This window comes from Microtetraspora sp. NBRC 16547, from assembly GCF_030268965.1.
GTDB lineage: Bacteria > Actinomycetota > Actinomycetes > Streptosporangiales > Streptosporangiaceae > Microtetraspora.
The window spans coordinates 54,546-75,389 of sequence record NZ_BSSE01000016.1 but is presented as its reverse complement, the minus strand read 5'-3'; the positions used below and the strand labels follow the sequence as shown (position 1 = coordinate 75,389).

The following is a 20,844-nucleotide window of genomic DNA, read 5'->3' as shown; positions in this document are numbered from 1 at the left end:
ATGCGGCGCGACCTCCACGCACTGCAGGAGTGGCCAATGGGTTCGAGAAACCGGTCGATTCGGTTCAAGATCTTCCTATTGCTGCTCCTGCCACTGCTCACACTGAGTGCTTTGTGGGGGTTCGTCCTCAATCTGACGGTCGGCGACGGCCTGGCGCTCGTGCGTGCGGGCGCGCTGTACGACTCCGTCGGCGTGCCCTCCACCGACCTCGGCCTCCAGCTTCAGGCCGAGCGCGCCATCGCCGCCGACACGCTCAGCTCCGGCCAGACCACGTCCACGGCCCTGAGCGCGCAGCAGCTCAAGACGAGCACCTCGGTGGACAAGTTCACCAAGGCCGCCAAGGACGAGGACTCCCGCGCCTCCATGGGCGACGAACTGCGGGCTCCGGTCGACAGTCTGGTCAAGGCCCTCGGGCGGCTGCCCTCCATCCGCGAGTCCGTGGCGCTCGGCAAGTACACCCGGCTCGACGCGCTCACCGCGTACAACCAGATCATGGACGAGCTGTTCGCGGTCTACGCGCGGCTCGTCTCCCTCCCTGACCTCGGGATTCACGAGCAGGGCTCCGCCATGCAGGCGATGGGCAACGCGTACGAGATGATCGCCCGCGAGGACGCCCTGATCCGCGGCGTGCTCGCCCGCGGCCAGATGAGCCAGCAGGAGCACAACGCCTTCAGCGAGTGGGTGGCGACCCGCCGCTTCCTCTACAAGCAGAACCGGCCGATCCTCCAGGGCGGCATGCGCGAGCCATACGAGGAGGTGCTGACCTCCGAGCTGTTCACCAAGTTCAGCGGCTTGGAGGACCGCATCGTCGACCAGGTGCGCGCCGGCGGCCCGCTCCCGACCGACGCCGCCCGGTGGAAGTCCACCACGAACGCACTCTTCACCGCTCTGGACAACGCCCGGATCAAGGCGTCGGACGCGCTCAACGAGCGCTCCATGTCGGTGGCGAGCACCATCATGATCCGCATCGCGGTCGCCGGCGGCGTCGGCCTGATCGCGGTGATCGGGACCATCATCTTCTCGGTGCGGTTCGGCCGCCGCCTGGTGCGCGACCTCGCCGGGCTGCAGCACGCCGCCCTCGAACTCGCCGACGTTCGCCTCCCGAACGTGGTCGAACGGCTGCGCAAGGGCGAGGACGTCGACGTCGACGCCGAGGCGCCGCGGATCGAGGCACGCGGCTCGTCCGAGGTCGAGGACCTCGCGCACGCCTTCAGCTCGGTCCAGCGCACCGCGGTCGAGGCGGCGGTCGGCCAGGCCGCCCTGCGGCGCGGCGTCAACCAGGTCTTCCTCAACCTGGCCCGACGCAAGCAGAGCCTGCTGCACCGCCAGCTCACGCTGCTCGACACGATGCAGCGGCGGGCCACCGATCCGGAGAGCCTGGAGGACCTGTTCCGGCTCGACCACCTCACCACGCGCATGCGGCGGCACGCCGAGGGCCTGATCATCCTGTCCGGCGCGACCCCCGGCCGCTCCTGGCGCAAGCCGGTCCCCGTGGTCGACGTCGTACGCGCCGCGATCGCCGAGGTGGAGGACTACACCCGCATCACGCTGATGCCGATGCCGAACGCGTCGCTGGCGGGATCGGCGGTGACCGACCTCATCCACCTGATCGCCGAGCTGCTGGAGAACGCGACGATCTTCTCCCCGCCGCAGACCCGGGTGCAGGTGCGCGGCGAGCTGGTGGCCAACGGCCTCGCGATCGAGGTCGAGGACCGCGGTCTCGGGCTGTCCTCCGAGGAGTACGGCGAGATCAACGAGCGGCTGGCCACCCCGCCCGAGTTCGACCTGGCGGACAGCGACCGCCTCGGCCTTTTCGTGGTCAGCCAGCTCGCCTCGCGCTACGGGATCAGCGTGGTGCTCCGTGCCTCGCCGTACGGCGGCACGACGGCGATCATCCTCATCCCGCGCGACCTGGTGGCCAAGGACGGCACGCCTGCGGCCATCGCCGGCTCGGTGGCGTCGGACGCGCCGGAGGCCATCACGGGCACGGTGACGCCGGGTCCGGTCATCGGGTCGATGACCGCGGCCGCCATCATGGGCGGCGCTTCGACCGCCCCGGCGGCTCCCCCGGCGTCGGCGCCCCGGGGCGCGGGGACGGACACGTTGGGGTCGGACCGGTCGCCGTTCTTCACGCCGGCCACGCAGCGCGGCGACGCCGTACCGTCCGCGACGCGCGAGGACACGCCCGAGGAGACCCGGGTGCGCAGCCTCAGCATCGTCCAGAACGGCCCCGGGTCGGGGCTCCCGAGCCGCACCAGGGGCGCGGCCCTGCCGAGCCGTGGCGGGGACTCAGGGCTGCCGAGCCGTGGCGGGGACTCGGAGCTGCCGAGCCGTGGCGGGGACTCGGAGCTGCCGAGCCGCCGGGCCTCCGGCTCGGACGGCACGCACGCCGGCCTCCCCCGGCGGGTACGGCAGGCCAACATCGCTCCCCAGCTCCGCGAGTCGTCCCAGCCGTTGTCCGCGCCCGTCCCGGCCGCTGACGAACGGTCTCCGGAGCAGGCCAGGGCGACGTTCTCCGCCTTCCAGCAGGGCGCGCAACGCGGCCGGAAGGACGCGGACGACAATTCCGGTTACACGCATGGCGAGAAGGGTGACGAATGACCAGCAAAGTGACGTCGGCCGGCGAACTGAACTGGCTCCTGGACGATCTCATCAGCAGGGTCGGCGCCGTCCGCCAAGCGGTGATCCTCTCCACTGACGGCCTCGTCGTCGGAGCCTCCAAGGGGCTCAGCCGCGAGGACTCCGAGCACCTGTCCGCGGTCGCCGCGGGCTTCCAGAGCCTGGCGCGCGGCGCGGGGCGGCACTTCGGCGGCGGGGAGGTGCGCCAGACCATCGTCGAGATGGAGTCGGCGTTCCTGTTCGTCACCGCGGCGGGGCAGGGCACCTGCCTCGCCGTTCTCGCCGCCTCCGACGCGGACGTCGGCCACATCGCCTACGAGATGGCGATGCTGGTCAAGCGCGTCGGCCAGCACATCTCGACCAACCCCCGCCGATAACGAGGGCCCCGAGGAGGAGGCGTGACGGAACCGCAGTGGCTTGACGAGGATGCCGGTCCCATCGTCCGGCCGTACGCGCTGACAGGAGGCCGTACCCGGTCGTCCGGCGACGACTTCGACCTCATCGCTCTGGTCACGGCCACGGACGAGCGGCTGAGGGACGAAGGCGCGGTCGGCCCGGAGCAACGCCGGATCCTCGCGATCACCAGGGAACCCATGTCCGTCGCGGACATCGCGTCCGAGATCGACCTTCCTCTCGGCGTGGTCCGTGTTCTTCTCGGGGATTTGCACGACCATGAGCTGATCCGCGTGCGACCACCCGCCCAGGTGGCGCCGCTGCCCAGTGCGCACATTCTCAAGGAAGTGATCAATGGCCTTCGCGCCCTCTGAGGAGCCGGTCGCCCTCAAGATCCTCGTCGCCGGCGGCTTCGGCGTCGGAAAGACCACGCTGGTCGGCGCGATCAGCGAGATCCGTCCCCTCCGCACCGAGGAGGTCCTCTCGGACCGCGGGATCGGCATCGACGACGTCGACGGGGTGGAGGGCAAGACCACCACCACCGTGGCGATGGACTTCGGCCGGATCACGATCCGCGAGGGTCTCGTCGTGTACCTGTTCGGCACGCCCGGACAGGAACGCTTCTGGTTCATGTGGGACGAGCTGTCCTACGGCGCCCTGGGGGCGGTCGTCCTCGCGGACACCCGGCGACTCACCGACTGCTTCCCGTCGATCGACTATTTCGAGCAGCGCGGCACGCCGTTCATCGTCGCGGTGAACTGCTTCGACGACTCGGACCAGCACGAGCCGGACGACGTCCGGGTGGCGCTCGACCTCGACCCCGACGTTCCCGTCCTCCTCTGCGACGTACGGCGGCGGGCCTCGGCCAAGGTCGTCCTCGTCACGCTCGTCGAGCACGCGCTGAAGACGCTGACCGCCGCGCAGAGCAGGTAACAGAGCAGGTAACAGGGCAAGTAGGCGCGCGGTCGTCGCGCGAGAGGCTCCCCGGCGGCACCGGGCCGGGGAGCCCGTCCAAGGCCCGCTACAGCGCGCGCAGGCCGTTTGGGGGAGCCCGTCCAGGGCCCGCTACAACGCGCGCAGGCCGTTGATCACTTCGAGCAGGATGCTCTCCATCGGCTGGGACACCTCCGGGGCCGGCGGGCGGACCAGGATCAGCCCGTGATCCAGCAGGTCGCCGACCAGTACGCGGATGACCCCCAGCGGCAGCCCGGCGTCCGAGGCCACGTCGGCGAGCGGCCGGGCCCGCCGCACCAGCTCGAGCAGCCGCAGGTGCTCCCGCCCGAGGTCCGCGTGGTACGGCACGGCCGCGCCGGTCGCGGCGACCACGGCGACCAGGTCGAGCGAGGCCGCCGACGTGGGCTGTACCCGCCCCCGGGTCAGGGCGTAGGCCCGGACGACCGGCCCGTCCTCGACCAGCTCCTCGTCCCAGTCCTCGTGATCTGTCACGTGCCCGCTCCTTCCGGGATGCCGAGCCGTACGGGCTCCGGGCCGCCGTCACCCGTGGCGGCCAGCAGGGTCACCGGCAGCAGCACGATCGCGGTGGTGCCACCGAACGGCGAGGGGCGCAGCTCAACGCGGACACCGTGCCGGGAGGCGAGCCGGGCGACCACCACGAGGCCGAGCCGGTCGGTGTCGGCCAGGTCCAGTTCCGGTGGGCTCGCCAGATTCAGGTTGATCGCGTCGATCTCGTCGGCGCAGAGGCCGAGCCCCCGGTCCTCCACCTCGACGACGTATCCCTTGGCCACCGACTCCCCTCGCAGGGAGACCTGGGTGTGCGGCGGTGAGTAGGCCGCGGCGTTCTCGATCAGCTCGGCGAAGAGGTGGATGATGTCGGCCACCGCGCTGCCGGAGACCGCGGCCTCGGGCATGGGGTACACCCGGACCCGCGTGTAGTCCTCGACCTCGGCGACCGCGCCCTGCAGCATGTCCGCGACCGGCACCGGCCGGCGCCACGTACGGCCGGGCGAACCGCCGGCGAGGATGATCAGACCCTCCGCCTGGCGGCGCATCCGGGTCGTCAGATGGTCGAGCCGGAAGAGGTCCTCCAGCGCGGTCGGGTCCGTGGTACGGCGCTGCATGGTGTCGAGCAGGCGGAGCTGGCGCTGGAGCAGTCCCTGGCTGCGGCGGGCGAGGTTGCGCAGGGCCTGGCCGACGCTCTCCCGCGTACGGGCCTGATCCACGGCGGCGTCCACGGCGGTGTGCTGGACGGCGCTGAAGGCGGCGGCCACGTCGCGCACCTCGGCAGTGCTGCCCGGCGGCTCCAGTGGGGGCGCCTCGGCCTCGACGTCGCCCACCTTCTCGCCGCGCCGGAGGCGCTGGACCAGCCGCGGCAGCCGTACCTCCGAGAGCTCGGTCGCGGCCTCCCTCAGCCCGACGAGCTCGCGGGTGAGCCCGCGGCCCATGCGGAGGGAGATGATCAGTGAGGCGGCGACCGCGCCGAGACCGACCAGTCCCGCGACGCCGGCGCGGACGAACACGCCGATCGCGGCGGGCTCGTTGCGCGCGATGAGCACGGCCCCGGCCTTGCTGAGCGCGTTGGTGTACGCGTTGTCCACCCGGTCGACGACGGACCGCCACAGGACGGGCGAGACATGGCTGGTGATGTCGCCCTGAAGGAGGCGGTCCTCCAGGTTCGTCACCTGCCGGTAGGCCTCCGACTTGACGAGCACGTCGAGGGGGGCGCGCAGCTCGTCGTCCAGCTCGTTCATGCCCTGCTCGAAGAGCACCCTGCGGGTCGCGACGAGCTGGGCGAACCTCAGCTTCTCCGCGTCGGTGAACGTTCTCGACTGTCCGAGCACTCCGGTGACGAGCGCCCGCTCCTTGGCCAGCACGTGCTGGGCGCCCGAGACGGAGGTGAGGCTGCGGGCCTGCTGCCCGGTCAGCGCGACGGTGTCCATGGCGGCGACGACGGAGAAGCGCTGCGCCGCGTTGGAGAACGTCTCGTAGTTCTCGCCCAGGTTGGTGAGGTCGAGCTGCCCTGCGTCGAACTCCATGCGCACGGTGTCGAGTTGAGCCGCCGCGCTCTCCATGTCCTGGTAGGGCTTCCTGGCCGCGTCCACGAGCATCGACTCCGCGTCGCTGTCCGCGGCCAACTCGCGCATCCGCGTACGCGCCCGGTCCACGACGGCCCGCTGGGCGATCAGGTCGGCCCGGTCGGTTTCCGCGCGGGTGGCGAGATATTGCACGGAGATCAGGTATTCGCGTTCGATCTCCGTGGCCAGCTCGTGGGACGGCTCGCCAACGCTGTTGTAGACCGACGAGGCGTTCAGCAGGCGGAACGCGTCACCCACGGTCAGGGTGGCGGAGAAGATCCACAGCGCGACAAGCGAGACCAGCGGGATCACCAGCAACAGGGTGATCTTGAATCCGATGGACCTGCTCGCCGCCATGCGCCCTCTTTTCGATCTTTAAAAGATCGACGAAAGGCTAGCAGTGAACCGGTCCAATTTCTATATACCTCTTATATGCCCCGAAGCCGGTGAAGCGCCTGGTCAGCCCGGCGAACGACATTCCCGGCAACGGGTGGGTGACCAAGAAAGGCGTCCTTCCACGCGAGCCGCGCCAGGTTTACCGCGAGCACCCCAAGAATGGTTACCTCGACGGTCAAGAAAAACCGCTCCACCAGACCGATCATGAGCCCCTGGCCGGGAAGCGCGAGATAGGTCATCGCGGCGAGCCCGATGCCCGAGGCCAGCGTCAGCCACTCGACCGGCCGGGCCACCGGCTTCCAGCGATCGTCCGCGGCGAACCTCCCCACGAGCTGCGCCGTCGCGGCGGGCAGGCTGACGAACGCGGCCACCGAGACGTACCGGTGCACCTGCGCCGCCCAGGTCATCCCCTCGGAGACGGCCGACGTGGGAACGGTCGCCGCCACCACGAGCGCGAGGCTCCACACGAGCATGAGCCGCTCCGGCCAGCCGGAGACCGGCGCCCGTACGGCACGCATCCCGGCAAGCAGGGCGAGCGAACTGCCGCCGAGGACGACCATGGCCACCTCGGTGGCGCCGCTCCTGTCGAGCACGGCGTAGTCGCTCAGCGTCAGGTTGATCGGATCGAGGTAGGGGTCCGGATCGATCTGCCCCACGACGGCCGCGGCGACGGCGATCATGATGCCGCCGCAAGCGAGCACGGGATAGAGCCTCTTGACCATGATTTGAGAATCTCGTGAAAGAGCCGTCCCGACCATCCGGAGAACTCCTTACCCGCCCCTGATGCCGCCCCAGAGGGCGTCAGGGTCATCTCAGGGGCGGGTGGGTCGAGATCGGTCACTCAGGATCGGGCCGCGGCGTCCGCGTAGCGCTCGCGCAGGCCGGGGGTCGGCGCGCCCTCATAGCGGACCGGGTGGCCCACCGCCCAGTCGGGCGGTTCCGTGCCGCCCGACAGCAGCCAGGCCGCCTGCCGCGCGGCCCCGTCGGCGACGTACTCCCCCGGCTCCGGCACCAGCACCGGCCGGCCGAAAACGGTGGGGGCGATCCGCCGTACCGCCTCCGAGCGGGCGCCTCCGCCGATCAGCAGCACCCGGCGCGGGTCCAGGCCGAGCGCGTCGAGGGCGTCGGCCAGCCCGCACAGCATGCCCTCCACCGCGGCTCGGGCCAGGTGCGCCGGCGTCGCCGTGGCGAGCGTGAGCCCGCGCAGCGAGCCGGTCGCCTCCGGGAGATTGGGCGTGCGTTCTCCCTCCAGGTACGGCACGAGAACCAGGCCGCCGGCCCCCGGAGGTGCCTGCAGGGCGAGATCGTCGAGTTCGTCAGGACCGACGCGCAGCAGGCGGGCGGCCGCGTCGAGCACCCGCGCCGCGTTCAGCGTGCAGACCAGCGGCAGGAACCTGCCGGTGGCGTCCGCGAAGCCCGCGACCGCGCCGCTCGGGTCGCTCGACGGGGCGTCCGCGACGGCGAACGCCGTACCCGACGTGCCGATGGACACCACGACGTCGCCCGGCCGCGCCCCCACGCCGAGGGCGGCGGCCATGTTGTCCCCCGTGCCGGGCGCGAGCCGTACCGGGCCGCGGGGGCCGGGTCGCCCAGCGGTCCCGGCCTGGCCGATGGTCCCAGTCCGGTCAGTGAGCCCAGTCCGGTCAGTGAGCCCAGTCCGGTCAGTGAGCCCAGTCCAGTCGATGGTCCCGGCCTGTTCGGCGGGACCGAGGACGCGGGGCAGGGCCGGGACGGCGCCGAAGGCCAGCTCCAGCAGGTCGGTCCGGTAGGCACCGGTGGCGGGCGACCAGTAGCCGGTCCCGGACGCGTCACCGCGGTCGGTCGTGATCGTGTCCGGCGCGCCCGCGAGCCTCCAGGTGAGCCAGTCGTGCGGCAGGCACACCCGCGCGGTGCGCCCCGCGTTCTCCGGCTCGTGCTCGGCCAGCCAGCGGAGCTTGGCCACGGTGAACGAGGCGACCGGGACGCTGCCGACGGCCTCGGCCCATCGCTCCGGGCCACCCAGCTCCTCGACCAGATCCCGGGCGGCCCGCGCGGAGCGGATGTCGTTCCACAGCAGCGCGGGCCGTACGACCTCGCCCGAATCGTCGAGGCAGACCATGCCGTGCTGCTGTCCCGCGACGCTCAGCGCGGCGACGTCGTCCAAGCCGCCGGCCTGCTCGATCGCCTCCTGGAGCGCCGCCCACCAGTGGTCCGGGTGGACCTCGGTGCCCTGCGGGTGCGCCGCGCGGCCCTGGCGGACCAGGGCCCCGGACTCGGCGTCCCTGATCACGACCTTGCAGCTCTGCGTCGAGGAGTCGACGCCGGCGACGAGGGTTCTCACCCGCGTACTCCGAGAATGTGCTCCAGCGCGAGCTGGTTGAGCCGGGTGAAGTGGAAACCGCGCTCGGCCGCCTTGTCCAGGTCGAAATCGTCCCGGGCCAGGTCCTCGTAGGTCTCGCCGGGAGCCAGGGTCGGCTGCGCGAGCTCGGTCACGCGGGAGTTCGCCAGGGCCTCCTGGACCTCGGGGTCGGCCCGGAACGCCGCGGCCTTCTCCTTGAGGATGAGGTAGGTCCGCATGTTGGCCGCGGCGGAGTCCCACACGTCCGCCGCGTCCTCCGTGCGCAGCGGCTTGTAGTCGAAGTGCCGCGGGCCGTCGTAGCCGCCGTGCTCCAGCAGGTCCACGAGGAAGAACGCGTTCTTCACGTCGCCGTGGCCGAAGATCAGGTCCTGGTCGTACTTCGGCCCGTGCTGGCCGTTCAGGTCGATGTGGAAGAGCTTGCCGTGCCACAGGGCCTGGGCGATGCCGTGCGCGAAGTTCATCCCGGCCATCTGCTCGTGACCCACCTCGGGGTTGAGACCGACCCGCTCGGAGTGCTCCAGTTCGTTGATGAAGGCCAGGGCGTGACCGATCGTGGGCAGCAGGATGTCGCCGCGCGGCTCGTTGGGCTTGGGCTCGATCGCGAACCTGATGTCGTAGCCCTTGTCGACGACGTACTGGCAGAGAAGGTCCAGGCCCTCCTTGTATCGGTCGAGCGCGGCCCGGATGTCCTTCGCGGCCTCGGACTCCGCTCCCTCGCGACCGCCCCAGCACACGTACGTCGTCGCGCCCAGCTCGGCGGCCAGGTCGATGTTGCGGATGACCTTCCTGAGGGCGTACCTGCGGATGTCGCGGTCGTTGCTGGTGAAGGCCCCGTCCTTGAACACGGGGTGGGTGAACAGGTTCGTCGTGGCCATCGGGACCTTGAGACCGGTCTCGGCCAGCGCGCGCTTGAAGTTCGCGATCGCCCGCTCCCGGTCCGGCTCGACGGCGAGCAGGTCGTCGTCGTGGAAGGTCACACCGTACGCACCGAGCTCGGCCAGCCGGCGGACGCTCTCCACCGGGTCGAGCGCCGCCCTGGTGGCATCGCCGAACGGGTCGCGCGCCTGCCAGCCGACCGTCCACAGGCCGAACGTGAAACGGTCCTCGGGGGTAGGTGAGTACACGTGGCGCCTCCGAATTAGTCTAAGTTATGGACTAAATATCCGGCGTCCCAGGCGGCAGGTCAAGTGGGTCTGCTCGCCGTGCGACAGGTCAAGTGGGTGTGATGACACAGGCGATCAGGCACGACGCGATGCGCGCGCGCAACCTGGCGCTCGTCCTCGGCGAGGTCAGCACGCGCGGCTCGGTGACGCGCGCCGCGCTCGCCGAGATCACCGGACTGGCCAAGACCACGGTGTCCAAACTGGTCGGCGACCTGATCGAGGCCGGGCTCGTGATCGAGACCGGCATCGTCCGAGCCGGCGAACGCGGCCGTCCCGGCATGGAGGTGCGGGTCAGCGGCCGGCGGATCGCGGCGATCGGCCTGGAGATCAACGTCGACTACCTCGCCGCGCACGTCGTCGACCTCACCCGTTCGGTACGGCTCCGCCGTACACAGCCTGTGGACAACCGGATGGGCTCGCCTGGGGATGTCATCACGATCCTGCAGGATCTGGCGCTTTCAGTTGTGGACGAAGCTGTGGACACAGGGCTTCGGGTGGTCGGCGGAGTGCTCGCCGTCCCCGGGACGGTGGACCTGGCGACCGGCACCGTCCACAGCGCGCCGAACCTGGGATGGCGCGACGTGCCGCTGCTCTCGATGCTGCGGATGCCGTTCCCGATGCGGGTGGACAACGAGGCCAACCTCGCGGCGCTGGGCGAGCTGTGGTTCGGCGCCGGGCATCCGGACTTCCTGCACGTATCCGGCGAGATCGGCGTCGGCGCGGGCCTGATCGTGCGCGGTGAGCTCTTCCGGGGATTCCGCGGCTTCGCCGGAGAGCTCGGGCACGTGGTGGTCTCCCCCGGCGGCCCGCCCTGCCGCTGTGGCGGACACGGATGCCTCGAGAGGTACGCCGGTCAGGACGCCTTACTGTCGGCGGCCGGACTCGCGCCCCCGGAAACCGCACCCGAAGAGCGGCTGCTCACCGGCGCGGAACGCAGCGCGGGACACGGCACGGAACACAGTGCGGAACACGGCGCGGAACACGGCACGGAACACAGCGCGGGACACGGCACGGGACACGGCACGGGACACGGCACGGGACACAGCGCGGGACACGGCACGGGGGTCACCGAGCTCCTGCGGGAGCTCGACGCGGGCAACAGGGACGCGCTGGCCGCCTGCGAGCGGGCAGGCTGGGCGCTCGGGATCGCCCTCTCCTCGGCGGTCAACCTCGTGGATCCGGGCACGATCGTGCTCGGCGGGATCTACGCGCCGCTCTTCCCATGGATCGGCGGCGTGGTCACCGAGACGCTCACTGCCCGGCTCGGCCAGATGCGGGAGGTCGTGCCGTCCGTCGAGGTGTCCCGGCTCGGCACGGAGGCGGCCACCCTCGGCGCGGCCGGTCAGGTCATCCAGCAGGTCATCGCGGATCCCGCCGCACTCCTGAACGCCTGACCCGGCGCCGCCCACCTTCCGGAAACCCGCGGGGCGCGACTGCGTACCGAGCCTCGGAGACTGCGTGCCGGGGCTCGGCGAGTGCGTGCCGGGGCTCGGACCGCCTGGTCCTGAGGATCAGAGACCCGAGGGATCGCGTCCGACGCTGATCTGCTCGGCGATGCGGCGGACCTCCGGCTCGTCCAGGCCGGGGACGGAGGGAAGGGCCCGCCGGAGAATGGAGAGCACCTCGTGGAACGGCTGCCCGGCATGGCGGACCGCCACCTCGTGGACGACCCGGAACAGGATCAGATTGGCCTCGCGCTCCTGGGTGACCCGGTCAGCGATCATGAAACGCCCCCTCCGTCGGCTCCAGTCCGCAGGCCACCGTACGACCTGCCGCCGACAGTTTCCGTGAACGCCGCGTCGCGTAGAATGATTGAGAGTTCAATTATCTAGGAGGGGTCATGCCGGTTCAGCGGCTCAATCACGCGGTGCTGTACGTAAGGGACGTCTCGGCCAGCGTCGCGTTCTATCAGGAGGCTCTCGGCTTCCGGGTCGTCATGGGCGGCCCCGGGGCCGCGTTCTTGCAGGCGTCCGGTTCGGCGAACGACCACGACCTCGGGCTCTTCGAGCTGGGCCCGCAGGCGGGGCCGTCCCCCGCCGGCCGTTCGACCGTCGGGCTCTACCACCTCGCGTGGGAGGTGGACACGCTCGCCGAACTGCAGCGCATCGCGGTGAAGCTGAGCGAGATGGGCGCCCTGGCCGGCGCGTCGGACCACTCCACGACCAAGGCCCTCTATGCCAAGGACCCCGACGGGCTGGAGTTCGAGGTGTCCTGGCTGGTCCCGCTCAACCTGATCGACGACGAGACCCTCGCCGGCCGCGCGCGCGTCAGGCCACTGGACCTGGCCAAGGAGCTGGAGCGATACGGCGCGGAGACGCGGGGCGGCGTCGGCGTCTCCACCTCGGCGTGACCGCGCCCTCAGCCGTGTCCTCAAACGACGCGGCTGCGCCCACGAGAGGCCCTGCCCATGTTCTCCGGCTCCTCCGTGGCTTTCCCCGTCCGGTTCCTTCACATCTGTGATCCGGTTTGTCCTGCCCACATCGCCGTTCCCGCACCCGCCGTACGGCACCCGACCAGGCCCGGGGCGCCCGGCCGTACGGCGGCGCCAGGCGTGAGGGCGGCGCGCCGGAGCGGACTCAGGACGGCACGCCGCAATTCCAGTTCGGAGCACGCCGCAGAACCCGCTATGCTTACTGACGTCAGCGAGCGGCCGTAGCTCAATGGATAGAGCATCTGACTACGGATCAGAAGGTTGGGGGTTCGAGTCCTCCCGGCCGCGCAGCAGGTGAAAGGCCCTCCGGGATCATCTCGGGGGGCCTTTCTCGTGCCTATACAGCAGCGAAATACACCAGCCGCCCCTCACAGACGTCTTGTGGTGGCTGCGAGTCCATAGCTGGCCTGGGTCGCACAGCAGGAACGCTGAGCGGCTGCGGGCAGGCGCCTGCACCGACACCGCAGGGGTTACTGCCAGGGCAACGAGTCGCGACGTATGGGGAGTCTTCTCCCGAACGTTGCTCAGCGAGGTCTCCCGTCTCCACCGGGTCGGTGGCTTCTGCGCGCTCGCCGTCCGGTCCCGGTGCATGCCGGGTCCCCATCACGTGTTCTCCCTCCTGCGGTGGAGCTGGGAGACCAAGGCAACCTTCGCGGCGTGCTGTGCGTGTATGGGGTCATGATTTCGAAGGGCGTTCAGTGACGCCGCATACGGACGGGTTCACGGAGTTCGTGGCCGCCCGCAGTACAAGCCTGTTGCGCACGGCGTACCTGACCTGCGGTTCGTTTGGGGAAGCCGAAGATTTGCTGCAGACCGCGCTGGAGCGGGCGTGTCTGCATTGGGACAGGCTGTGCCGTGGCGGCGACCCCGAGCCCTACATCCGGCGGATCATCGTCAACCTAGCGATCAGCCGGGCGCGGCGTCTGGCAATCATGCGATTGATTCCGACGCATACCCCTCCCGAACTGCCCGCCGCGCGGGAGGACGTCGAGTTACGGCACGTCGTCATGGACGCGTTACGGGCGTTGCCACCCCGTCAGCGGGCTGTGGTGGTGCTCAGGTTCTGGGATGACATGACTGAGGTCCAGACCGCGAAGATGCTCGGCTGCTCCGTCGGCACGGTCAAGAGCCAGATGTCCAAGGCGCTGAAACGCCTGCGGGCGCTGCTGGGTGAGGAGGTGGCGAACAGTGCGCGATATTGAGGAACGACTACGCCAGGGAATGATCGACGCGACCCAGCCAGTGCTGGGGGCGCCGGAACTGGCCGTACGGGTGACGGCCCGAGTGGCGCTGCGCAGAAGGCGGCGCAGACTGGCGGCGAGTGTCGCCGCGGCCGCCGCCGCCGTGCTGGTGGCGATCGGTGTCGTGTCGCCGTACATCGTCACCCGGCCCGACCCGGTCGCCGCCTCCCCGGAACTGGATGGCGTGCGGATCGGCTACATCCCGGAGGGGCTGGGTGCCCCGCAACGCCTGCGGGCGCAGGAGAAAGACGTCAAAGGAGAGATCCGGCTGCGCGGTGAGGCGCTGAGATGGCAGGCCGGCAGCGATTTCGTCCAGGTTTCGGCCTACCGCACGGACGGCGTCATGCGCGACGCGATGGACATCATGGCCATGAATGTTGTCGACTCACCGGTCGAGCCGCGATCCATCAACGATCCGGTGTTGTCCGGCGACGGCACCAGCGCCATGTGGGTCGCTGACCACCGCCTTGTACTGAAAGTCACGGTCTCGGCGACTCTGAAGGGAGAGCGCGACCGAATCGCCGGTGGGCTGCGAGTGGCCGGTTGGAGTCCCGCCTTCGCCGGACTCCGCATCACGCACATGCCGGCCGGCATGTGGGTCTCGGGAACGGTCGGCGCGAATCTCGACGCGCTGACCCGGCTCTGGCAAGGTGAGTCCGGCCAGCGCGTCTCCATCGAGGTCGTATACGGCCGGGCCGCGGCGACACTGGAGAAGTTGCGTGCCGCCGGACCGCCGCAGGAGGTTCTGACCGATGTGCGTCCGGCCTCGGTGCACGGCCAGCCGGCCTACGTGGGAGCCACCGGACAGGCAGGCCGGGTGTTGCTGTGGCTGGTCAAGCCGGGAATCGGCGTGCGGGTCCGGGGGGACCACCTGCCGGAGGGGGACCTGGTACGGATCGCCGAGGGCATCCAGTCGCCTCCCGAAGGGCAGGGCGAGTCCCTCGACGGCATCGAGATCTCCCTCGCTGGTCCAGATCTGCGGCCGGGTCCTGTGGAGACCGCCATGACAGCACGCTGGCGTTCCACCGCCCGGCGATGGATCGGCCCGGACGGCGAAGACACCGTCACTGTCTCCATCCAGCGTGGCGCGGCGGTTCCGAGCGCCACCTGGTGGAGCAGCGTGTCCAGAGGCGAGCCGAAGCCGGCGACCATCGCCGGGGTACAAGGGAATCTGCTCGACACGGGGGCCTCCACACCCAGCCGGAAGTTCACCTGGACTCCAGAGTTCGGCCTGGCCATCGTGGTCACCGCTCCCGCACATGATCTACGGCGAATCGTGAAAGGTATCGCGGCGCCATGACGCTGGAACCCCTGCCGGCCCCAAAGACGCACACCAGGCCACCGCCGCGAAATGCGGGCGGGACCGCAGCCCCCTCCCGCTATTCCGCGGATCCGCTCGACGTCCACCCGATCCGGGCCGGATCTGTTCGGGTTCCCGGGTCCTGTTGCGCGGCGGCCCCCGCGGCGACCGCCGGGTCGAGCGTCTTGGCGGCGGCCGCCGCTACCGGGTGCGTGTCGGTCCGAGTCTGCTGCTGGTGGGGATGGGCCTGGCGCGTCGTCTTGACGGCCTGGCCCTGGTCGTCGCCGCCACCGTCGCGGTTGTGGTCCTGGCGGTGGTCAACGCCCGCGGTTAGGCGGATCCGCCCGAGGCAGGCCGAGTCAGCTCCTCAGTTGTACGGCCCGTGAGTTCCTCAACGCCGACCTTCCGGGTCGACCCGTCGCGCAGCGTCAGGGTGGCGCCGCGGATCTCCGGTGTGGTCGCCGCGTTCTCCTGCTGTTCGGTCGTTGGGGCGTCGGGCCACCATACGGCTACGTGTCCCTCTCGGACGGTCGCGGTCACCGGCCCCTTGGCCACGGTGTCGAAGACGACACCGATGACATCGGCGCCGACGCGCCCGCGGACGCCTCGGATGCTGCCCGAGGACGTGCTCATCACCTCTCCCAGGGCGACGAGCACCGACTTCGGCGCCACGGCCGGCTCTGGGGGTGACTGCGGAGTCGCGAGGCTGCCAGACATTCCCACGACCGACCCGTCGCGCACGTAGCACGTCGACTCGCTCGGGCTTGGCGCGCGATCGGTCAGGTAGACCAGGACCAAGGAACCGCGCGCCTCGATGATCACCGGACGCATCCTCGACTGGTCCACGTCCTTGGCGTGCCTGTGGTCGTCGAGGACTGCCTTGACGCACGCCGCCTCGGCCTGGCGTGCTGCGCTTGTGGACAGGGCTTGTGGTGTCGCCGACCAGGCCAACGCCTGACCGCCGCCGAACAAGGGCGGGACGGCCACGAAGCCGATGGTGATGGTGGCTGCGACGGCGCCGAAGGCGGCTGCTCGTCGTGCCGCCGTTAGCCGCCGTCGGGGCTGCGAGGGCGTCGCCGTCGGGACGGACATCTGGTCGCCGGCCCCGGAAAGCGCCCGACGCAGCACAGTCTGCGCCTTCGCGTCAGAGCCGGTGACGAGGTCGGGGCTTGTCACGGCCGCATCGAGGCTGACAAGGATCTGGTCGAGTTGGCCGTTGGTGAGCGTGGTCTTGGTGTTGTTCATGTCGAACTCCCTCGGGGCGTGGCGGTGGCTGCCCGGGTGGTAGGCGTCTGGGGCAAGGCCTTGGTATGGGCGCGCAGGGCCTTGCGGGCACGGCTCAGGCGCAGGCGGTAGGCGACCGGAGAGATGCCCAGAACCCGGGCCGCCCGGGGCGCGTCCAGCCCGTCCCACACGGTCAGGGCCAGCGCCTCCTGATGTACCGCGGACAGTCGAGACCACGCCCGGGCCAGATCGACTCGCCAGGCAACCAGATCGGCGTCGAGCACTCCGACGTGGCCGTGAGCCGTCGGGTCCTCGGAGATGCGCACAGCCAGCGCCTGTCGTCTCCGCTCGCCTCTCATGCCGGCCATCAGGGTCAGGCGGGCGACGCCGAACAGCCAGGCGCGTGCGTCGTCCGCATGGGTCGGGACGTCTTCGAGACGGCGCCAGGCCACAACGAACACTTCGGCTGCGATGTCCTCGGCGTGGCTCAGATGGACCCGACGCTCGGCAAAACGCAGAACCGCTGGATAGGTCGCCGCGAAGAGATCAGTGAACTGTCGCTCCCGCACCGGCGGGCCCGTGTCGTGGATACTCACGCCCCCTTCATGTCGAGTTCCCGCCCGACTGTGTCAACACCAGCCAAAAAGCAACTATATGTAATGTTTCAGGTTCGCTACGTAGCGGTCGCGGTGTCGGCAGTGGCGGACATGCCAGCGCGGTGCGGGCCCAGGTGGACGGCGGGCACGCACCGCGCGGGTGTGGATGGTGGCGCAACGGCCGGGCGTCGTGCTCATGACGTGGCCCGGCCGAGGGCCTCGCGCCGGATCAACGCCATTTCGGCCTCGTACATCAGCTTCTCCAGCTCGCCCCCGTGGCGGCGGACAGGATGAGCAGCTCCGGCACCGGCCAGGCGGCGACCGCGTGGAACAGGCCGACTGCCCATGCCGTACATCACGATCCAGCCCTGCCACCGCTCGTCCAGGCGTCGGGCCGCGCCGCGCGCCTGGCCGTCCCAGAAACGGCGCGGGACTCCCGTCTGCTCGATGCCGATGCGGTGGCGGCCCTTCGGGTGCGTGCGGCTCACCGTGCGGCCTCCTCAGCGAGGCCGGCGAGCGCCTCGATCTCGGACTGCCGCTGTGGGGGCAAAATCGTCGCTTGTGCGGGAATTTTCTGTCGAACTCTCACCAGATACGGCAGTACCGGGCGCCCCGGACGCCGACCTGGCCCGGGCCCGCCAGGGGGACGATGCCGCCTTCGCCCGCCTGGTGGGACCACTGCGCCGTGAACTGCATGCCCACTGCTACCGCATGCTGGGTTCAACCCACGACGCCGACGACGCCCTGCTGCGCGCCTGGCGGGGACTCGCGCGGTTTGAGGGCCGCAGCCCGCTACGCTCGTGGCTCTACACCGTGGCCACCCGCACCTGCCTGGATCTCATCGAATCCCGCGGTAGGCGTGCCTTGCCCACCGACCTCGGCCCGTCCAGTGACCGAGCCGTACTCGACGCCGCCCCGCTGGCTGATACCGCCTGGCTGGGCCCCTACCCCGATGCGGGCCTGACCGACGGCCCGCCTGCACCTGACGCACGTAACGAGCAGCGTGAGTCCGTCGAACTCGCCTTCGTCGCCGCCCTGCAGCACCTGCCGGGCAACCAGCGGGCCGCGCTGCTGCTGTTCGACGTTCTCGGCTTCTCCGCCGCCGAGAACGCCGCCATGATGGGCACCTCGGCCACGTCGGTGAACTCCGCCTTGGCGCGGGCCCGAAAGCTCGTGGCGGAGAAGGTTCCCTCGCGCACCCAGCAGCAGGCGCTGCGGAAGATCGGCGATGCCCATGTGCGGAGGCTCGCGGCCGGGTTCGCGGCGGCGCTGGAACACGGCGATGCCGACGCCCTGGTGGCGCTGCTGACCAAGGATGCCGATGCCGCCGCTGGCGCACTGGTATCACGGCTTGGAAACCGTGATCGACTTTGCCGTGCAGGTCCCGATGACCAGATGCCCAAGCTGGCGCTCTTGCGACCAGCGCGAACGGCCAGCCCGCCGTGGCGTTCTACGTCGGCGGCGACGCTACCGGACCGCACGTCGCCTGGTCGATCACCGTTTTCACGTTGCGTGGCGAACATATATCCGAGATCGTCTCATTCCTCGGCCCCGACCACTTCCCACCCTTCGCGTTGCCCGCCTCGCTGCCTTGATCCCCCAGGGCCATGACTGTGGGAGTCTGGCCGATGGCGAACTCCCGGCTGATCGAGGCCGGCGTGGCCATCGCGTGTCCTGTGCTTCCGGTCGGGGCGGCGGGCGTTGGCTGGGGTGGTATCGGCCCGCACACCGCTCTTTGCGGCTTGCCTGTACCTGGCATGACCGTGAACGACGGGATACGGACGATTCAAATCTCGAACACGACACTCACGAGAAGCGACGTTTCATGCGCAGCACGAATGCCTGACACTCCTCGCGCATAGCAAGTTCACGCCGGACGACTTCACGCAGAAGCTCCGCCATCGTTCCGGTCGGATACCAACGCCCCAATGCGTGGACACCCCGCCAATGCGGCGCTCTGCCTCATGAAGGCGGTTCCGTAGAGTACCGGGAGTGAAGTTGTCCCGGGGGCAGGACACGCGTTTCCCCCGATTTGCGATGTGCTTCTTCGAACGGCCATGTCCGCTTCATCCATATACAACACCTTTGTCGTGATTCGTATCACGAGGATGGAGCATGATGAGCCCGCTATCACGGCGCAATCTGTTGAAGGCGACTGCGGCGGTCACCGCCCTTGGAGCTGGGCGTCTAGCGCTAGGGCCTCAGCCCGCGCTTGCGGCTGCCACCACGGACGGCTCCGCCGCTCGTCCGATCTCGATGGCGATGCATATCCACGCCTCCTGGAGCGAGGGCGCCGGCAGCATGCAGGGCCACCTCGAGCAGGCGACCCGCAGTGGCATCGACGTGATGTGGTGGACCGAGCACGACTTCCGGATGGCCGAGCACGGTTACCCCGGCGTGATCCACATGGACGGCCCATCGGAGAAGGTGAACGGTGTGGCGTGCTCCTGGGCCGAGAAGCGCGAAGGAACCCTTGCCTCCTCCCAGGTCCTCTGGGACAAAACAATGGCCTCCCCCGGCGACGCGTCCACGCGTGGCTCGGTGCGGCTCTCGGCGACCTCCACCGGCCGCGACGCGGCGGCGGTGCGCATCTCGGGAAGCGCCACGAACACCGTGCTGCAGCGTTCGCTGTACGACCAGACCATCGAGGTCGATGTTTTCCCCGCCGAGGTGTCGCCACACGCCTACCTCGCCGTGGTGGTCACCACCAGCTGGCGACCGGCGACGGCTGGCCGGCCTGCGGGCAAGTACACGCTGACCTACATCGTGGATGGCACCCAGGGCAAGTCCCGTACGTGCACAGGGCTGAACGCCGTGGTGCACCTGCCCGCGAGGCAAGGGCAGTGGACCACTCTGCGGATGTCTCCGGCCGACGACATCGCGCGGTTCTGGCCGGACCTGGAAAGCCGCGACGCCGCGATGCTGGCCCTGACCCTGGGTGCGGTCAGCGAGAAGGAACGTCTTGCCGACGGGTGGTTCGACCTGCTGCGTATCTCCCGCCCGGCACGCTCGGATGACGCCGTTCTGCAGGTGCAGGCGGCGCTGATGGCCGGCTACTCCGCGAAGTTCCCCGCGGTGCGCCAGTACCAGGGCCTCGAGGTCTCACTCGTCAAGCCCACGCACGTCAACTGGTTCGGCCCCAAGATCACCATGCCGACTTTCAGCCAATCCGGGCCGGTCGCCGACCCCAACCCCGCGGCCGGGCTTGCCGTCGTCTCGATGATCCAATCGATGGGTGGCCTCGCCTCCTACAACCACCCCTTCGGCACCTCTCACCCTGCCGAACTCCCGCCTGCCCAGCAGGACGCACTCCGCGCGTCCGTCGCGAAGACCGTTCTCGCCGACCGGGCCATGGGCTGCGACATCCTTGAAGTCGGTTACCCCAGCCGCGGCGGGGTCGACCTCGACCGGCACTCACAGCTCTGGGACGTCTGCTCCCGCAACGGGATCTTCCTCACCGGCACCGGTGTCAGCGACGACCACTCCGGCCAGAACTGGCTCGGCCAGGACTCCAACTTCGTCACGTGGGCGCACGCGCCCACCCGTGAACTGGCCGACCTGCTCACCAGCCTGTCCGCGGGCCAGGTCTATTTCGGCGACCCCGCGCGCTTCTCTGGCATCATCGACCTGCTGGTCGACGGAGCCGCACCCATGGGATCCGTTACCGTCTCGACCGCCGCGACCCGCACCGTTCGCGCCATCCTCACCGGCCTTCCGGCCGACAGCGTCGTGCGCATCGTGCAGGGAACGGTCGACCTCGCCGGACCGTCGAAGCCCGAACCCGGCACCACCTACACCGAGATGTCCTCAGCCGCATGGAGCACTAAGGGCTTCGTCGACCTGCCCATCGACACCACCGCGCCCCGGTTCGTGAGGGTCGAGGTGCGGAATCGTACGGGGACCGTCCTCGCTCTGTCCAACCCCGTCTGGCTGCTCCGCGACACCCCCGAAGGAGGGATCCCCGCAGCACGGCGCGTGCGCTGATGGGGTCGCCGTAAGACGGCCATCTGGGGCGCGTTGGAGCCAAGATCGCGCAAACCCGTGACCTTGCGGCCAGGCGGGCGCTGGAACGGCAGGCGCACGCCGTACGGCAGGCCGCCCAGGCGCGCTG

19 protein-coding genes and 1 tRNA gene are annotated in these 20,844 nt (G+C 70.0%); 11 read left to right on the top strand and 9 right to left on the bottom strand.

Features of this window, described 5'->3' with window-relative positions; genetic code table 11:
* Positions 1-36: 36 nt before the first annotated feature.
* The 4 genes from QSK17_RS21740 to QSK17_RS21725 are packed head-to-tail and all read left to right on the top strand — an operon-like array spanning position 37 to position 3,945.
* Complete coding sequence (locus tag QSK17_RS21740; RefSeq protein WP_285706854.1) at positions 37-2,601, top strand: sensor histidine kinase; 2,565 nt, start codon at positions 37-39, stop codon at positions 2,599-2,601.
* Complete coding sequence (locus tag QSK17_RS21735) at positions 2,598-2,996, top strand: roadblock/LC7 domain-containing protein (RefSeq protein WP_285706853.1); 399 nt, start codon at positions 2,598-2,600, stop codon at positions 2,994-2,996. The genes QSK17_RS21740 and QSK17_RS21735 overlap by 4 nt, the downstream gene beginning before the upstream one ends.
* Before the next feature lie 21 nt (positions 2,997-3,017).
* Positions 3,018-3,386, top strand: coding sequence for a DUF742 domain-containing protein (locus QSK17_RS21730; protein ID WP_285706852.1), 369 nt, complete (start codon positions 3,018-3,020; stop codon positions 3,384-3,386).
* The gene (locus QSK17_RS21725; protein ID WP_285706851.1) at positions 3,367-3,945 is read left to right on the top strand and encodes a GTP-binding protein; all 579 of its coding nucleotides are present in this window, start codon (positions 3,367-3,369) and stop codon (positions 3,943-3,945) included. The genes QSK17_RS21730 and QSK17_RS21725 overlap by 20 nt, the downstream gene beginning before the upstream one ends.
* Before the next feature lie 132 nt (positions 3,946-4,077).
* On the opposite strand, the gene QSK17_RS21720 is transcribed toward QSK17_RS21725, so the two are convergent.
* From QSK17_RS21720 to xylA, 5 genes are all read right to left on the bottom strand, one after another.
* A complete protein-coding gene (locus QSK17_RS21720; RefSeq protein WP_285706850.1) occupies positions 4,078-4,458 on the bottom strand; it encodes a DUF742 domain-containing protein in 381 nt (126 codons plus the stop codon).
* On the bottom strand, positions 4,455-6,401 hold the full coding sequence (locus QSK17_RS21715; RefSeq protein ID WP_285706849.1) for a sensor histidine kinase: 1,947 nt from the start codon (positions 6,399-6,401) through the stop codon (positions 4,455-4,457). The genes QSK17_RS21720 and QSK17_RS21715 overlap by 4 nt, the downstream gene beginning before the upstream one ends.
* 71 nt (positions 6,402-6,472) lie before the next feature.
* Positions 6,473-7,162, bottom strand: coding sequence for a DUF998 domain-containing protein (locus QSK17_RS21710; protein WP_285706848.1), 690 nt, complete (start codon positions 7,160-7,162; stop codon positions 6,473-6,475).
* Between the two features lie 119 nt (positions 7,163-7,281).
* Positions 7,282-8,760, bottom strand: a complete 1,479-nt coding sequence (locus QSK17_RS21705; protein ID WP_285706847.1) for a xylulokinase — start codon at positions 8,758-8,760, stop codon at positions 7,282-7,284.
* Complete coding sequence (gene xylA / locus QSK17_RS21700) at positions 8,757-9,902, bottom strand: xylose isomerase (protein WP_285706846.1); 1,146 nt, start codon at positions 9,900-9,902, stop codon at positions 8,757-8,759. Before xylA ends, QSK17_RS21705 begins: the two co-directional genes overlap by 4 nt.
* 101 nt (positions 9,903-10,003) lie before the next feature.
* Between xylA and QSK17_RS21695 the strand changes: the two genes are divergently transcribed.
* Entirely contained in the window at positions 10,004-11,335 is a 1,332-nt protein-coding gene (locus QSK17_RS21695; protein ID WP_285706845.1) for an ROK family transcriptional regulator, read from the top strand.
* Positions 11,336-11,452: 117 nt separating this feature from the next.
* Here QSK17_RS21695 and QSK17_RS21690 read toward each other — a convergent pair whose 3' ends face one another.
* Entirely contained in the window at positions 11,453-11,665 is a 213-nt protein-coding gene (locus QSK17_RS21690) for a hypothetical protein (RefSeq protein WP_285706844.1), read from the bottom strand.
* A 116-nt stretch (positions 11,666-11,781) separates the two neighbouring features.
* Between QSK17_RS21690 and QSK17_RS21685 the strand changes: the two genes are divergently transcribed.
* The 4 genes from QSK17_RS21685 to QSK17_RS21670 all read left to right on the top strand — a co-directional run bounded on the left by QSK17_RS21685 (position 11,782) and on the right by QSK17_RS21670 (position 14,913).
* Complete coding sequence (locus QSK17_RS21685) at positions 11,782-12,291, top strand: VOC family protein (protein ID WP_285706843.1); 510 nt, start codon at positions 11,782-11,784, stop codon at positions 12,289-12,291.
* 296 nt (positions 12,292-12,587) lie between these two features.
* A tRNA-Arg gene (locus tag QSK17_RS21680) sits at positions 12,588-12,660 on the top strand.
* 410 nt (positions 12,661-13,070) lie between these two features.
* Positions 13,071-13,574: a SigE family RNA polymerase sigma factor gene (locus tag QSK17_RS21675; protein WP_285706841.1), complete on the top strand. Its 504-nt coding sequence runs from the start codon at positions 13,071-13,073 to the stop codon at positions 13,572-13,574.
* Positions 13,561-14,913 carry a hypothetical protein gene (locus QSK17_RS21670; RefSeq protein ID WP_285706839.1) on the top strand — a complete coding sequence of 451 codons (1,353 nt, stop codon included), beginning with the start codon at positions 13,561-13,563 and terminating at the stop codon, positions 14,911-14,913. Before QSK17_RS21675 ends, QSK17_RS21670 begins: the two co-directional genes overlap by 14 nt.
* Before the next feature lie 330 nt (positions 14,914-15,243).
* Here QSK17_RS21670 and QSK17_RS21665 read toward each other — a convergent pair whose 3' ends face one another.
* The 3 genes from QSK17_RS21665 to QSK17_RS21655 form a co-directional block, all read right to left on the bottom strand.
* Positions 15,244-16,158, bottom strand: a complete 915-nt coding sequence (locus tag QSK17_RS21665; RefSeq protein WP_285706838.1) for a hypothetical protein — start codon at positions 16,156-16,158, stop codon at positions 15,244-15,246.
* Positions 16,155-16,733, bottom strand: a complete 579-nt coding sequence (locus tag QSK17_RS21660) for an RNA polymerase sigma factor (RefSeq protein ID WP_285706837.1) — start codon at positions 16,731-16,733, stop codon at positions 16,155-16,157. Before QSK17_RS21660 ends, QSK17_RS21665 begins: the two co-directional genes overlap by 4 nt.
* A 194-nt stretch (positions 16,734-16,927) precedes the next feature.
* A complete protein-coding gene (locus tag QSK17_RS21655; RefSeq protein WP_285706836.1) occupies positions 16,928-17,221 on the bottom strand; it encodes a hypothetical protein in 294 nt (97 codons plus the stop codon).
* A 52-nt stretch (positions 17,222-17,273) separates the two neighbouring features.
* Between QSK17_RS21655 and QSK17_RS21650 the strand changes: the two genes are divergently transcribed.
* Entirely contained in the window at positions 17,274-18,344 is a 1,071-nt protein-coding gene (locus tag QSK17_RS21650; protein WP_285706835.1) for an RNA polymerase subunit sigma-70, read from the top strand.
* 645 nt (positions 18,345-18,989) lie between these two features.
* A complete protein-coding gene (locus QSK17_RS21645) occupies positions 18,990-20,717 on the top strand; it encodes a CehA/McbA family metallohydrolase domain-containing protein (RefSeq protein WP_285706834.1) in 1,728 nt (575 codons plus the stop codon).
* Positions 20,718-20,844 lie beyond the last annotated feature (127 nt).

What these genes read in the sequence shown, in the direction of transcription:
- QSK17_RS21740 (WP_285706854.1), top strand. Translation starts at nt 37, where the DNA reads ATGGGTTCGAGAAACCGGTCGATTCGGTTCAAGATCTTCCTATTGCTG.
- QSK17_RS21735 (WP_285706853.1), top strand. Translation starts at nt 2,598, where the DNA reads ATGACCAGCAAAGTGACGTCGGCCGGCGAACTGAACTGGCTCCTGGAC.
- QSK17_RS21725 (WP_285706851.1), top strand. Translation starts at nt 3,367, where the DNA reads ATGGCCTTCGCGCCCTCTGAGGAGCCGGTCGCCCTCAAGATCCTCGTC.
- QSK17_RS21715 (WP_285706849.1), bottom strand. Translation starts at nt 6,401, where the DNA reads ATGGCGGCGAGCAGGTCCATCGGATTCAAGATCACCCTGTTGCTGGTG.
- QSK17_RS21710 (WP_285706848.1), bottom strand. Translation starts at nt 7,162, where the DNA reads ATGGTCAAGAGGCTCTATCCCGTGCTCGCTTGCGGCGGCATCATGATC.
- QSK17_RS21695 (WP_285706845.1), top strand. Translation starts at nt 10,004, where the DNA reads ATGACACAGGCGATCAGGCACGACGCGATGCGCGCGCGCAACCTGGCG.
- QSK17_RS21690 (WP_285706844.1), bottom strand. Translation starts at nt 11,665, where the DNA reads ATGATCGCTGACCGGGTCACCCAGGAGCGCGAGGCCAATCTGATCCTG.
- QSK17_RS21685 (WP_285706843.1), top strand. Translation starts at nt 11,782, where the DNA reads ATGCCGGTTCAGCGGCTCAATCACGCGGTGCTGTACGTAAGGGACGTC.
- QSK17_RS21665 (WP_285706838.1), bottom strand. Translation starts at nt 16,158, where the DNA reads ATGAACAACACCAAGACCACGCTCACCAACGGCCAACTCGACCAGATC.
- QSK17_RS21645 (WP_285706834.1), top strand. Translation starts at nt 18,990, where the DNA reads ATGGCGATGCATATCCACGCCTCCTGGAGCGAGGGCGCCGGCAGCATG.